Origin of the sequence: Paraburkholderia fungorum (assembly GCF_902833645.1) — a bacterium.
GTDB lineage: Bacteria > Pseudomonadota > Gammaproteobacteria > Burkholderiales > Burkholderiaceae > Paraburkholderia > Paraburkholderia fungorum.
In genome coordinates, this window is record NZ_CADFGE010000017.1 from 185,070 (window position 1) to 198,077 (window position 13,008).

The 13,008-nt window shown below is 63.0% G+C and carries 13 protein-coding genes; 1 reads left to right on the top strand and 12 read right to left on the bottom strand.

Annotated elements, in window-relative coordinates; translation table 11 throughout:
* The first annotated feature begins 414 nt into the window (after window positions 1-414).
* Window positions 415-855 carry a hypothetical protein gene (locus tag HWX91_RS36905; RefSeq protein ID WP_244144185.1) on the top strand — a complete coding sequence of 147 codons (441 nt, stop codon included), beginning with the start codon at window positions 415-417 and terminating at the stop codon, window positions 853-855.
* A 2-nt stretch (window positions 856-857) separates the two neighbouring features.
* Here HWX91_RS36905 and HWX91_RS36910 read toward each other — a convergent pair whose 3' ends face one another.
* The 12 genes from HWX91_RS36910 to HWX91_RS36965 form a co-directional block, all read right to left on the bottom strand.
* The gene (locus HWX91_RS36910; protein WP_081833266.1) at window positions 858-1,622 is read right to left on the bottom strand and encodes an acyl-homoserine-lactone synthase; all 765 of its coding nucleotides are present in this window, start codon (window positions 1,620-1,622) and stop codon (window positions 858-860) included.
* Window positions 1,623-1,788: 166 nt separating this feature from the next.
* Complete coding sequence (locus HWX91_RS36915) at window positions 1,789-2,484, bottom strand: autoinducer binding domain-containing protein (protein WP_028200457.1); 696 nt, start codon at window positions 2,482-2,484, stop codon at window positions 1,789-1,791.
* Between the two features lie 397 nt (window positions 2,485-2,881).
* On the bottom strand, window positions 2,882-3,808 hold the full coding sequence (locus tag HWX91_RS36920; RefSeq protein ID WP_028200456.1) for a 3-oxoacyl-[acyl-carrier-protein] synthase III C-terminal domain-containing protein: 927 nt from the start codon (window positions 3,806-3,808) through the stop codon (window positions 2,882-2,884).
* On the bottom strand, window positions 3,805-4,869 hold the full coding sequence (locus HWX91_RS36925) for a beta-ketoacyl-[acyl-carrier-protein] synthase family protein (protein WP_028200455.1): 1,065 nt from the start codon (window positions 4,867-4,869) through the stop codon (window positions 3,805-3,807). The genes HWX91_RS36920 and HWX91_RS36925 overlap by 4 nt, the downstream gene beginning before the upstream one ends.
* The gene (locus HWX91_RS36930; RefSeq protein ID WP_028200454.1) at window positions 4,866-5,474 is read right to left on the bottom strand and encodes a GNAT family N-acetyltransferase; all 609 of its coding nucleotides are present in this window, start codon (window positions 5,472-5,474) and stop codon (window positions 4,866-4,868) included. Before HWX91_RS36930 ends, HWX91_RS36925 begins: the two co-directional genes overlap by 4 nt.
* Window position 5,475: 1 nt before the next feature.
* Complete coding sequence (locus tag HWX91_RS36935; protein WP_028200453.1) at window positions 5,476-6,576, bottom strand: acyl-CoA dehydrogenase family protein; 1,101 nt, start codon at window positions 6,574-6,576, stop codon at window positions 5,476-5,478.
* A 24-nt stretch (window positions 6,577-6,600) separates the two neighbouring features.
* Window positions 6,601-7,809: a pyridoxal-dependent decarboxylase, exosortase A system-associated gene (locus tag HWX91_RS36940; protein ID WP_028200452.1), complete on the bottom strand. Its 1,209-nt coding sequence runs from the start codon at window positions 7,807-7,809 to the stop codon at window positions 6,601-6,603.
* Entirely contained in the window at window positions 7,806-9,422 is a 1,617-nt protein-coding gene (locus tag HWX91_RS36945) for an acyl-CoA ligase (AMP-forming), exosortase A system-associated (protein ID WP_028200451.1), read from the bottom strand. Before HWX91_RS36945 ends, HWX91_RS36940 begins: the two co-directional genes overlap by 4 nt.
* 25 nt (window positions 9,423-9,447) lie before the next feature.
* A complete protein-coding gene (locus tag HWX91_RS36950) occupies window positions 9,448-10,395 on the bottom strand; it encodes a ketoacyl-ACP synthase III family protein (RefSeq protein WP_028200450.1) in 948 nt (315 codons plus the stop codon).
* Between the two features lie 2 nt (window positions 10,396-10,397).
* Window positions 10,398-11,432: a beta-ketoacyl-[acyl-carrier-protein] synthase family protein gene (locus HWX91_RS36955; RefSeq protein ID WP_028200449.1), complete on the bottom strand. Its 1,035-nt coding sequence runs from the start codon at window positions 11,430-11,432 to the stop codon at window positions 10,398-10,400.
* Entirely contained in the window at window positions 11,416-11,694 is a 279-nt protein-coding gene (locus HWX91_RS36960; RefSeq protein ID WP_028200448.1) for an acyl carrier protein, read from the bottom strand. The genes HWX91_RS36955 and HWX91_RS36960 overlap by 17 nt, the downstream gene beginning before the upstream one ends.
* Window positions 11,684-12,994 (bottom strand): acyl-CoA dehydrogenase family protein, encoded by a 1,311-nt coding sequence (locus HWX91_RS36965; protein ID WP_028200447.1) that lies wholly within the window; start codon window positions 12,992-12,994, stop codon window positions 11,684-11,686. Before HWX91_RS36965 ends, HWX91_RS36960 begins: the two co-directional genes overlap by 11 nt.
* Window positions 12,995-13,008: the final 14 nt, after the last annotated feature.

Consider the following 13,008-nt stretch of genomic DNA (forward strand, 5'->3'; position numbering starts at 1 on the left):
GGAGAATTATCGGACCCCGGTGTCGGGGTGCGCAAAGGAGCGACGGGTCGCCGGATCTTGAGAGCATCGGGCAGCCTCAGATAAGGCGGACCCTGCCGTTTTTCGCAGTTGATATTTCGTCTGAGAAAACCGAAAAAAGATACGTGGGTGGAGCCCGATAACTCCGTCACGGATGTCCATCATGATTGACCCGTGGCCGGAGAAGCCAGGCCTTTTCCCATTCGCACGGGATAGAGAAAAGGGGTAGCGGCAACCTCATAGGCATGTGCATTTGAGACAAGGAATATCATGAAAGAGGTCGATGCATGGACAGTCGCTGCGATGGAGAGCGCCCCACCGATTTCGTCTGCAAACGCTGCTCCCGATCAGCGTTTGCGGCGGGCCGAAGCAGAGGTCCATCGGCTAACCCGATGCATGGCGATGAAGGACCAGCAACTTTGCGAGTTGCGCAGAGCACTTGCGCATTCGGCGACTGTTCATTATTCATTCGAAGATCGCCTGCAGCGTGAACTCGAGTCGCTGCGGATCGCGATGCTTGTGGACAATCCATTGGACGAACGGGATGAAGCCGGTGGTGGCTCTACGGCGGAGGGCATCGTCGTCAGACTGCCCTACATGACTTCGATACTGTCGGTCCTGTTCGACGCAATGCATATGTTCTGGGCGGAATGCGATCACGATCATTTCCCGAAGTCTGCGACCGTCGCGCGCGCGATCGACGAGCGCCTGGGCCTGAGCTCACAGGCGAATGGAGAGGCCTCGCGTAGCGCCCAAGCCTACGCGTCGGCGATCAGACCGGACTGGATCAAGGAGGGCGATAACCGGCACCATTGCCGCCCTGCAGGGATGCGCTAATGTTAGACGCCAGTCGTCCGGATTGTCGCCTGCGCGCGCATTGTTTCGCTACCGCTTGCTGTGAGAGGTTCATCGCCATTGGTGTACGGAGAATGCGCACCCGCGTCGGTGCGACGCGAATCAAACGACAAACCGGTGTGAGGAGATGAAAGCTGGCCGAAACGGGTGATAGAGTCCAGGAGCGTGACAGGATCGCACCGGAGTTTGTGGAACGTGGCAGCTTCCACATCGATTGAGCACGCAACGATATCGACGGTGCTCGGGGCCGTGCGAGCGCCGATATCCCGCAGATCGAGTCCGAAGCGCCGGTACAGACGTGCAACGGGGCGCGAGACCACGCCAATCAGGCGCTTGGCGTCGAACGAGCGGGCAAGCGCCATCGCGTATGGGAGCAACGACATGCCCGAGTTTAAGCCGGTTCGAGGGTCTGCCAGTCCTGACGCAGCAAATCGCGACAGCTCCCAGATCGAAGGTGACGAAATCAGCGAGCCAGGGCCAGTAAGTTCCGGAAACACGTCGCGGAGCAGATAGCGCCCCGTAGTCGGCATGAGCCGCGCGCAACCGCAAACCTCTTCGTCTGCGGACAGTGCGACCAGGTGTACGGTACTGCCTCCGTCGAATTCATCCCATTCGCTCGTCGCATCGTGGGACACGCCGGGTATTTCCCAGTGCAGACGCTGGACAAAGACCTTGTGGCGGAAGGCTCCGAGATGGTGACGGATATCCGATGGCAGGTCATCAAGCCTGCCTGCAAGGATGTGTGACATGGGCTTCTCCTGATGTTAGCCGTTGATGCGACGCTATCAGCGTGTATGTGGCCCAGAAACTCGGAGCTTTGGGAGGGTGTCGACAAGTACGTGCGAGCGTGCACGAACGCACGCCGGATATACGGCGACGGGCTGAACGTGCGCTGGAATTGCAGGACAGACAGATTCAGGGTTTTATGATGCCCAGTACGGTCGCGTGGACTGCAGCGGCCGTCCTGCTGCGGATGTTGAGAGCCTCCATCGCCAGGTCGATGTGGTAGTCAACGGTATAGCGCGAGCGCCCGAGGATTTCGCCAATCTCGGCCGAGGTTTTCCCCCGGGCGACCCAGGTGAGGCATTCGAGCTGACGTGGTGTAAGCAGGTGTGCCGCTCTTCTTGAAGGTATCTGCGCAAGGCGATGCAGTTCGAAGTGAAACTGCGCGCTGATCAGGTATGCCAGCCGGGAGTTGATTGCGTCGTTGACGGAATGCGGAGGGCCGGACAGGTTGAACAGAAGAATACTGCCATCCGACTGGTGGAGCGGGATACTGAGTCCCGCGGGTAGCCCGGCCTCTCTCGCTTCGTCGAGCAGACGAAGCTCGGCCTTGTTCAACCCGGCGATGTCGTGCCACCGGTAGGGCACCGACTGGAAAAACGCGGCCCGATGAACGGGGTCGGTAGACGCATAGTCCCGACGCTGGTAGTGCCGCACCCACTCCTGCGGATAGTGTGAGCCGATCATCTCGAGCACCGTTCGCCGGTTGCTTGTCGAACGGCTCCGTGTAACGCGGCTGATCACGTAATTCGGGAAGCCGAGTTTCCCAGCCACATTGCCGAAAGATTCGACGAGGGAAGGAATGTCGGTGGCACGTGCGAGACGCACGACCGGCGCCGGCGCGCCAGTTTGCAGACGATCGTATCTGGGTGAGGGCCTGTGCTGTCCCTTTTTTGAACGGCGTCGAGACACATGTTCCATGTTCGCTACCTTGGCGCTGTCCCACAGCGTCTGGAACGCCAGGGGTCACATGAGAACGCGGCCTGCGCGCAACGACGGTGCGGTTCATGCGACACGCGTTTCCGGCGGTCAGAGGCCAGTCAGAAGCCCGCATACGATTGCCGCAGATTACGGCACCAACAATGGCCAACTGGACGTGCATTCGTCCGGGCGCATTCAACTTTTATTATAGTCTGCAGATTGCCGCCGGATGGTTCATGCAAGCGATTGCGGCTAATTTCCGCGCGACTGGGGCAAGCGGACGAAGTGGGGCTGAGTTGGTCGGCTAATGGACCAGCAGCGCTGCTGCTGAAAACCCTCCGACGCCCCGTGCAAAGAGCAGGAGCGGCTTATCTGGCACCAGTCCATGACATTGGGCAAGATTGATGAACGCGTCGCTGACGGTGACGTGGCCAATACGGGCAAAATTCTCTGCGAAAAGCCGGTCCTGTGGGATCCGAAGTGAATCGAGCAGGCCGTGCCACGCAGGCAGATCGAGGTGGTGGGGCAGGATCTTCTGAATGTCGCCCGGTTTGAAATGTGTCAGCTGCACTGTGTCAGTGATCAGTCGTCGCGCCGTGAAGAAGTTCTGCGCCGCCAGGCGCGGCTGGTCATTTGCCAGTACCCCACGCCAACCTTGGCCGCTGGCGTGTGTCGCGATCGCGAGCAGGCGGTTAACGGCGGCGTCGCGCTCCACGAATGCAGCAAACGCACCGTCGCCCAGAATTCCTTCTGCTTTCATTAACCTCTCAGAGTCGAGCGGCATCACGTCGGCGCCGACAAGCAGGACCCGTTTCATGTGGGGCCGCGCAATGAACATCGCGCGAATCACGCGCAATGCGCCAAGTGCGGATGCACAGTGCTGCTGCGCGAACGAGAAAGCTTCCGCGTTCGTGAAGCCGAACCGGTCACAGAGCAGGCCGGGCAGCGACTGCGGTGGTGGCGCGATGCTGCCTTGGAGCGTGTGCACGTAGACGATGCAGTCGACTTCACGAGGTGAGATACTGGAGGCGAGCAGAAGACGCTGGATAGCGCTGGCCGCAAGTCCAATTGCGGTCTGTCCGTTCGCATTGCGGTAGTAACGCATCCCGGCCCGCTCCAGGTTCTGCACGGTGGCGGTCTTCTGCCGGGTTCGCTTTCCCCAGTCCCGGACGTCGTCGACACGCTGGGGAAGATGAAAGGCGACGTGCGGTATCCCGAGATCGGGGATCATGAGACGGACCGGACACCGTCCCGCCAATAGAGGGAGGGCGTTCCGCACAATTCCAGCAGAGCCGTGCCGATAAAGCCGCGGGTGCCGTAGCTCCATAGCAGCAGGCGGCGTCGCTGGCGACCGGTGGCACGGGTGAGCGCCTGCGCAAGTCTTACGATGGATTCGGCCGCGCCGAGATGAACGCAAACCGCATGCTCCACTCGGGCATCGGGTCGGTTGAGAAGCTCCCCTACTGCACGTGTGAGCGACGGAGTGCCCGGATGCCCAATGACCTCGTGAATATCCTCGTGACGGAGGTCGTGCCGGGCGAGCAGGAATTCGATCATCGAAACCAGGGCGAATCTGGGTGCATCGGGGATCCCAGATGCAAGGGTCCCGATGTCAACGGGAACCTGCCGGGTTACAGCATCGAGCAGTTGCAGGTTAGCTCCTGCCTGGTGGTTCCTTTCGATCAGCAGCGCACCTGCGGCATCACCGTGCACGATGCCGGGTCCGCACATTCTGGAAAACGGTGGACGCCACTTTTCCGCGGCGACAATGAGTATCGTGTGGATGTCCGGCTCGGCGATGAACAGGTCGGATGCGATCCGCAATGCTGTGAATGGCGATACACCGTGTTGCTGCGAGATCGAAAAAGGAAAGCATGGTGTACCGACTTCGGCACACAGGCGTCCGGCAATCGTGGTTGAAACGTGTTCATCAAGGCTGCTGTGACAGAACACTATGACCTCCACTGGTCGTGAGTGCGGCGGGCGTGCGTGACAGATCGCTTTTGTCACTTTTGCGGCGAGCCCTGACAGATCGGTAACGGTCTCAACCGGCACCTTGCAGTTCATCTCGGGCGTTACCAGACCCGCTAGGTGCACGGGGGGCGAACCGGCGTTCTCCACACCCGGCCATGCCTCCAGCCAGTGCCCGTAGTCGGGGTGCCAGGACCGCATCCAGGCGTCCCAGCCGGGATGCCCGGTCGCGCGCAGCGACGACTCTATTGCCGTCCATCGGGACAGGGGGAGGGCGTCTGGCACCCAGGCCGTCACTGCGGTGATGACGGGCGGCTTCATGCGCCACGCTGGGGTGAGCCGGTGTCGGCGGCGAGATCGGCCGGCAGCAGGTCATAGTGTACGCGTCCATACCGCGAGCCATGCATGACGTGGCAATCGCGCTGCAGCCCGACGAGGCGAAAGCCGATCCGCTCGAGCAGGTGTCGCGAGCGCACGTTGCACTCTACGGCCCACGCGGTGATGCAATGCAGCCGGTCGGCTTCGAACGCCTCGCGCAGCAGCCTGGTGGACGCGGTAAATGTCATGTCCCTGCAGGCTGGTCGGCGGCTGTCGCGCAGCACCCAAAATGAGCCGGTGCCGAATGCATGCGCCAGGTCGCTGGCGGCCACGAGGCCGCTTGCGGCCTCGTGGCCCGCGGGCCCAAACATGCGTATGCGGTGCCGACCGCCTTGGATCATGAACCGCACGGCCGGCACGGAAAGCGTTTGTCGGCCCTGCCCGAAATCGAACCACTGGTTGATGTGCTGGTCGGCGAGCCAGGCAGCAATGTCATTGACATCGTCCGAGTCGGGCTCCCGAAGCCAGCATGAACCGGATTCTCCGCCCGTCTGGTGGGATCCGTCAGTGCGATGTGCGGGTTCGGCAGCCGGGTCCTGGCTGCTCACGTCAACTCTCCCGCTGGTGGACGTCTGGCGCAGCGAGCGCGCCTAGTCCGGCTTCGAGCTTGATCAACAGCATCGCAAACCAGTGCATCGTCTGGAACCGTGCAGCGGGCGGCAGGCTTTCCACATAGCCATGACCGCCGCAAAGCTGCACAAGCTCGCGCGCAACGTCCAATGCCTCGGTGGCAATGTGGTGAGCCATGGACCGCACGGGCGCGATATCCGGCTGCGGATCGCGTGCTGCAATGGACCTGAGGAAAAGGTGAATGGTGTGCGCCGATATCAGCATGTCGGCGAGCCGTACGGCGACGAGCTGGTGCGCGGTAATTGGCTTGCGAAACGTCTGCCGGTAGGCGCTGTAGGCAAGGGCGAAGGTCACGCCCTGCTGGACGGCGCCCGACAGCAGCGCAGCAAAGTAGGTGGCTGCGTCGACAAGCCACTGCCGTACCAGATTGCCTTCTGCGGTCGCGCCGTTGGACACAACCCGCAGCGGCGTATCGCCTGCCGGCACAGTGGTGTATCGCTCGATGGAAAGCGGCCCTGGCAGGGCAACGGAGGAGCAACGCCCGGTGTCCCGCCTCTCGGTCAGCGTAGCGAGCACGAGCTGCGGACGTTCACCGTCCATCCGGACCATCATTGCCTGCGAGCATGCGTGCCGGCGCAACACCCAGAAACCCGAAGCGTCGACGTCAGGGATGCCCGGTGCGATCGACGTTGTGCCATCAAGGTAATGCTGGATATTATGATCGGGTAGCAGGTCGAGTGCACCGTATTTGCGCAGCGTCATCAGTGCGGCGCTGCTGAGTGTCAGTTCGGCGGCCCGTTCGAGCGGACCTGCTGCGAACTGCTCAATGACAAGTGCAAGGTCGTGCCGACTGATATCCATGCCGCCCCTCTGTTCCGGGAGGATCATGGTCGCGAGGTCGAGTGCCGCGGCAAGTCGGACCGTTTCGTCCCACCGGGCGGAGTCAGGCGCGCCACCCAGCAGTGGCTCGAGGCGGTCACGCGCGAACTGTCTTGCGGCCGTAACCAGCCCCTGCTGCCCGTCGTTGAGTGCCCAGGATCCGGGCGCGAGGTCTGTGACCACGGATTGACGGAATGGCATGACGTTTCTCCGGATGGTGAGGTGTTACACGAGCATTTCGACGGGTTCCGGGTGGCTGAGAAAATGCACAGGACTCGCCGAGCGGCCATAGGCACCCGATTGCTTCACCACCACGAAATCCCCGATGTGCGCTTCGGGAAGTTCAACCTCGTCCGCAAGACGGTCGAGCGGCGTGCAGAGGCAGCCGACCACGTGACACTGCTCGCGTGGCGCGCTGTCGGGACGGTTGCCGAGCACGACCGGAAAGTTACGGCGCAGGACCTGGCCGAAGTTGCCGGAGGCCGCCAGGTGATGATGCAGTCCGCCATCCGTGATGACGAACGTCCTGCCGCGCGACACTTTCCGGTCGATGACGCGGCACACGTAGATGCCGGCCTCGCCCACGAGGTAACGACCGAGTTCGAGGATCGGCGTCGTTCCGGGCAGACGTTCGCAAAGCGGCGGCAGCCAGTCCTGCATCGCCTTGCAGACAGCCTTTACATCGAGCGGGGTATCGCCCGGAAAGTAGGGGATGCCGAAGCCGCCGCCGAGATTCACGAACCGCAACGGTTGCGGCAGACTGCTCGCAAGTCGAAGGATGAGATCAGCACTCTGGCGCTGGGCTTCGATGATGGTTGTCGCATGCAGGCACTGCGAGCCCCAGAAGACGTGAAAGCCCGCGAGAGCGACTTCCCGCGCTTCGAGTTCGCGCAGCAGTGCCGGAACCTGGTCGACATCAACGCCGAACGGCGCGGCGCCGCCCCCCATGCGCATGCCGCTGTGTCCGGCCTGAAAATCGGGATTGACGCGGATCACCACGTTGGGCTGCACGCCCAGCTCCCACCCAAGGGCGGTGACAAGCCGCAACTGGGTTTCCGACTCGACGTGAATATTGATGCTACTGGCCACCGCGCGCCGTAGGTCGTCGTGAGACTTGCCCGGCCCGGCGAAGCCGATCGCCTTTGGGGAGGTACCCGCATCGAGCGCCAGCGCCATCTCCTGCGCGGAGGCAACGTCGAACCCGTCGACCCGCTCGGCCAGGTAGTGGATCACGGCGGGCATCGGGTTCGCCTTGATCGAGTAGTGAAGGTGCATGCCGGAGGGCAACAGACTGCGCAGTTCCCGCACGCGGGTATCGATCGCAGAGCGGTCGTAGGCGAAGAATGGCGTACGCCCGGCGCGGTCGGCCAGCTGGCGCACGTCGAGGCCGCCGAACTGCAGCCCGGGGGGACGCCTGATGAAGGTGAGACTCATGATGGTTTCTCCCCTGAATCGCGCGCGAGGGAGGCAAGGCCGGACGACGCGACCTCGCTGCGCAGTGCCGCCCGGTCGAATTTTCCGTTGGGGTTGCGAGGAATATCCGGATAACTAGCAATATGTCGCGGAACCATGTAACGCGGCAGGCGCTGCGTGCACCAGTCGCGTAACTCTTCGACGTCTGAATCACCGGCGAGAACGACGAGCAGCACAACCGCTTCACCAAGCTCGTCATCCGGGATGCCCAGCACAACGGCTTCCACGACAAGGCCGCTCGCATGGACCATTTCCTCGATCTCTTCCGGGCTGATCCGGTAGCCTGAACTCTTGATCTGCGCATCGTTGCGGGCGATGAAATACAGAAAACCTTCGCTGTCGCACCGCACGAGGTCCCCGGACCACACCGCCATATCACGCGGCGCGCCGCCCGGCTTTGCTTCAGGCGAAGGGCGGTAGCGTTGCGCGGTGCGCGCAGCATCGTTCCAGTAGCCTGGCGTGACGGATGCGCCGACATGTACAAGCTCGCCGGCTTCGCCCGGAGCGCACGGTGTGCCGTCCTCGCGGACGACGAGCACCCGCGCATTGGGCACGGCCTTGCCGATCGAGTCGGGGCGGCTGTCAACCTCCGCGGGGTCGAGAAATGTGGAGCGGAACGCCTCCGTCAACCCGTACATCAGAAACGGCGTGGCCTGCGGAAACGCCGCCCTCAGTTTCTGCAGTACAGGCAGCGGAAGACGCCCTCCTGTGTTCGCGAAGTAACGCAGATTATTGCGCGCCGAGTCTGGCCAGGTTGCGCCCGTGAGTTGCATCCACAATGGCGGGACACCCGTGATCGCGGTGATGTGTTCGCGCTCACACGCGAGGACAGCATCGTGCGCCGTGAGGTAGTTCAGCAGCACTGCTGTCGCGCCTGCCGACCACGCCGAGGTTAGCTGGCTGAGGCCCGCATCGAAGCTCAGGGGCAGGACGGCAAGAATGCGGTCAGACGGATCGTGCCGCAGATACTCGGCGACGCTCCAGGCACCTTCGAGCAGGTTCCGGTGGCTGAGCATCACGCCCTTGGGCAATCCCGTCGAGCCGGATGTATAGAGAAGGGCTGCGAGGTCTGTGTCGATGCATGTTACGGCCGAGACCGGCACCAGCGCGTCGTGGGGGCTGGAGATGGAGTCTGGCCAGCGGAGAATCCTGACCCCGGTCGGCTGATCAGACGAAGCCTGGTCTGGTTCGTCTACGAGGATGACATCGGACACCGGCGCAACGCCCTCAGCGGCCAGGGAGCGGGCGCGCAATGCGGTGGTCACGAGGCACCGGGCGCTGCTGTCGCGAAGCACGTGAGCCACCTGGTTCGGTTTCAGGAGCGGATTCACCGGAACGAAAACGCATCCTGCGGCACAGGCGCCGAGCATCGACACGACAGTCTCCACGCGCTTGTCGAGAAAGATGGCGACGCGTTCGCCCGGAGCCACACCGAGGGAAGGCAATACCTGTCCGAAGGCATGGCTGCGTTGCAGCAGTTGGCCGTAGGTGAGGCGGACGTCACCGCAGACGAGCGATTCCGCATCGGGTGTGCGGCGCGCTGCCGACTGGACAAGATCAAGGAGGTTTCTCATGGCCGGATAGCGATCAGGTTCAGGGTCAGTGGCGGATCACCATGGCGCCAAAGCAACCGGCAAGTCCGCTGGAGAACAGCAGGGAACAGGAGTCCGGTTTCCCGCGAGGCGCCGAGTGGAAGTTGATGAACGGGTCGGCGCCGAACACGTGCCCGAGGCGTCCGAAATTCGTGGTGAAAAGACGTTCCTGCGGTACGGACAGCATGGTCATGAGACGCGACCAGCCAGGCAGGTTGACGTGGTGAGGCAGGACATGAACGAGTTCATTGCCCGTGATGCCTGCCTGTCGAAGCGCCGCGCGCATCGTCGTGAATGCCGACCAGTAGTAACGGTCATCCGGGACGGGCTGAAGATCATCGTCGGTCCCGCGGAAGTAGCGAGCGTCTGTATAAAGGTGCAGCCCCACGATGCTGTTACGGTCGGCGCGGCGCTCCAGCAGGAGCGCGCATGCGCCGTCGCTATGTAGCGCGAGATCCTGGATGGCGCGCAGATGATCGCAGCCCGATCCCATCACATCTGCGCAGACAACGATTGCCCGCTGGATGGTGCGACCTGCGACGGTGAGCACGCGCAGCAACCGGATGGCGGTCATCGGCGACACGCAGTTCTGCTGCATCACCGAGAACGCGAGTGCGCGCTCAAGGCCCATGCGGGACTGGATGAGCGCCGCAGTACCGGCAGGCGGCGCCAGCACGCTGCTCTGGATTGTGTGAGTATAGATGAGGGCATCGATGCTTGCCGGTGACGTGCCAGTGTCCTCGAGCAGGGCGGAAACCGCTTCGCACGCGAATGCGACGGGTGATGTCGCTGCAGCGTCGTGGAACTGCTGCACACCGTTGCGCAGCAGTGCATTTGCGCGTGCCTCGGGAAATCCGCAGCGACGGGCCCAGGTGTCAGCATCGACCGTTCGTACCGGCAGGCTGGATGCGATGCCGGACAGCGACAGTACAGGAGGGGTTGGAGACGCAGACATCGCTAGCTCCCGCGGTATTCGAGAACGGCGCATGCCGCCTGCCCCTGGAAGCCTGCTGACCACAGCAGGATGCGTTGTCCGTCCGCCGGAACAATCGTTTGCAGCAACACGTGGAGCTGCGCCGGCGCGTCTGCGGCGCACAGATACCCGATATCGCCTGACTCCGGGTACCACATTCGCCCGACTGGCAGTCGGGCCTCTGCACTGACGTTGCATGCCAGGGTGGTGTTGATGCGCGGAGGCACGATCCAGTCAAATGCAGTGGGTTTCAGGCCAGTCTGCGCGCACGTCTCCTCAATGACTTCGACTACGACCTCTTCGTCGATACAGATATCCTGCGGCGGGACGGACACGGAGGTGGAGGGCGTCCGTACCGTGAGACTGCGTACGTGCCATCCGGGACAAGCCTCACGCCTGACCAGTATCGCGGCTGCGCCATCAGCCAATACGGTCAGCGAACCGGTCTGACGTGAAAATGGCGGGAGCCAGCGTTCAGCCGCGACGATCAGTGTCGTGTGCATGCGGTCGTCACTGGCCATCATGTCGGCCGCCACCTGCAGCGCAAGAAAGAAGGACACGCCCTGGATCTGTCCGATTGCGAACGGGGCACCCGTCGATCCCAGTTCGCTGTGCAGGCGACCCGCGCACGATAGCGCGAGATCGTGTTCAAGACTGGTTCCACATACGATGATCTGGTCTGGCACATGGTTGTCTTTCGAGGGATACCGTCGGATAGCTTCGCTGGCTACGGCGGATGTCATTTCCGAGAGGCTGAGGCGTAGCTCGCTGGCGACATGCGTCGGCATCGCAGGGTGGACGGGCCGGGACGGATGATTTGCGGCGACGGGCGGTGTCTCCAGTTGGCGCCAGCGCAGCGTATCGGCATAGACTGATCGCATGACGGCTTCGCGCATGGAGTTGGGTGTGGCCGCTGGCTCCTGTGCCAGCGCTTCGGGGCGCACATGTGCCTTCGGTACATAGCGCGCTGTCGCTGCGATGCAGACTTGCCCGTGGCCGTGGTCAGTTGCGACGTACATGGGATTCCACGAAGGAGACCAGATTGCCGAAACGTAGAAAGAGGTCGGACGAGAGATCTTCCGGCGCGAGTGTGAAGCCGAAGCGCTGCTCGAGCTGAAGAAGCAGGTCTGTCATGTTCATTGAGTCGATGCCGACGTCGAACAGGTTCGTGTCGTCCGCAATGAGGTCCGCTGCCGCGGTGCTGCCGATAGCCGACAGCAGGCATGACCTGACGGCGGTGGCGATTTCCTCGCGGCCCGGGTCGTGCATGTTATGCGTCATGAGATGTCTCCTGCCCGGATCGGTGGGCATTGGCGATGTCGGGTGATGGGTCAGGCTGGGTGGGGCAGCCGGAGGGCGGTGCCGTGATGTCCCACGGACGTGACGCTGATCGCTGCGCTGCCCGTGCAATCATGAGTCGCTGCAGGTCGCCGGTACCTTCCATGATGTCGAAAGCCCTGGCGTCCCGGTAAGCCTGCTCAAGTGACGGACAGGCGGCGATGCCGTCGATACCGGCGAGGTCGATGGCAGCACGCGTCACCCGTGCGGCTACGCGCGAGGCAAACGCCTTGGTCATGGATGAATCCATTGACGTTGCAACGCCGCGATCTGCTTTCCAGGCCGTGCAGTGGCAGAGCAGCCACGCGGCCGCAATCTGGCGGTCGATGTCGAGCAGGGACGCTTCCACGCTCGCCACGCTGCGATGCCTGTCTGCGGGTGTGCCGCCCGCACCGAGCCAGGCCGCAAGGTCCGCGCGCACCCGCCGGCAGGTACCGACCATGACGGCGGAGAGCAGTGGCCTGAAATAGTCCCAGGACCGCTGCGCACCCGAGAAAGCGTCATCGAGGGGCTTTTCGTCGCCGCGGGCAAGCAGCGCATCATCGGTGAGCTCGCAGTCTGCGTAGGAGAGCACGGCGAGCTGGGTCGCGCGCAGACCTGCCATCCGTTCGATGCGCGACACCGTGAATCCTGGCGTATTGCAATCCACAAGGAATGCGCGGATCCCGTAGCGACCCATGTCTCGGTTGATCGTTGCAAACGTGATCACGCAGTCTGCGCGTGCGCCGTTCGTGATAAAGCACTTTGTGCCGTTCAGGACCCAGCCGCGGCCGGTCTTTCGTGCACTCGTGCGCATGGCAGTCGCGTCGGAACCGCAGTCCGGCTCGGTGATGGCGAAAGCGCCCCAGCGCGGCGAGCCCGCCTGGAACCGCTCGAAGAACCCGGCCTGCTGTTGCGTCGAGGCGAGCGCAACGACAGGCGGCATGGCCAGCCCGGGGCCCGGCAGCGCCAGCGCGATGCTTGCGTCGGCCTCCCCGAGGTAGGCCATCAGAGTTGTCTGCGCGACGAGGGACTGCAGTGTCGGACAGCCGCCGTACCGGGTGGGCACGAGGTTCATGTTCAGAGCGCTTAGGTCAGCTGCACGCCAGGGAGGACCGACGATCTCGCCGGTTGCGTCCGATTCGGGACTGACAGCGCGCATACGCCTGGCAAGCAGGTCGAGATCGAGCCCGCGATCGGCGAGCGCTGCGCCGATGTCGTCGATCGTGTGAGCCTGCTGCGACGTTGGTTCGTGTCGCGTCATGACGCCTTCTCCCA

Bases quoted from the DNA above. Each gene is read 5' to 3' on its own strand.
- HWX91_RS36905 (WP_244144185.1), top strand. From the start codon at position 415: ATGGCGATGAAGGACCAGCAACTTTGCGAGTTGCGCAGAGCACTTGCG.
- HWX91_RS36910 (WP_081833266.1), bottom strand. From the start codon at position 1,622: ATGTCACACATCCTTGCAGGCAGGCTTGATGACCTGCCATCGGATATC.
- HWX91_RS36920 (WP_028200456.1), bottom strand. From the start codon at position 3,808: ATGATCCCCGATCTCGGGATACCGCACGTCGCCTTTCATCTTCCCCAG.
- HWX91_RS36925 (WP_028200455.1), bottom strand. From the start codon at position 4,869: ATGAAGCCGCCCGTCATCACCGCAGTGACGGCCTGGGTGCCAGACGCC.
- HWX91_RS36935 (WP_028200453.1), bottom strand. From the start codon at position 6,576: ATGCCATTCCGTCAATCCGTGGTCACAGACCTCGCGCCCGGATCCTGG.
- HWX91_RS36940 (WP_028200452.1), bottom strand. From the start codon at position 7,809: ATGAGTCTCACCTTCATCAGGCGTCCCCCCGGGCTGCAGTTCGGCGGC.
- HWX91_RS36945 (WP_028200451.1), bottom strand. From the start codon at position 9,422: ATGAGAAACCTCCTTGATCTTGTCCAGTCGGCAGCGCGCCGCACACCC.
- HWX91_RS36950 (WP_028200450.1), bottom strand. From the start codon at position 10,395: ATGTCTGCGTCTCCAACCCCTCCTGTACTGTCGCTGTCCGGCATCGCA.
- HWX91_RS36955 (WP_028200449.1), bottom strand. From the start codon at position 11,432: ATGTACGTCGCAACTGACCACGGCCACGGGCAAGTCTGCATCGCAGCG.
- HWX91_RS36960 (WP_028200448.1), bottom strand. From the start codon at position 11,694: ATGACGCATAACATGCACGACCCGGGCCGCGAGGAAATCGCCACCGCC.
- HWX91_RS36965 (WP_028200447.1), bottom strand. From the start codon at position 12,994: ATGACGCGACACGAACCAACGTCGCAGCAGGCTCACACGATCGACGAC.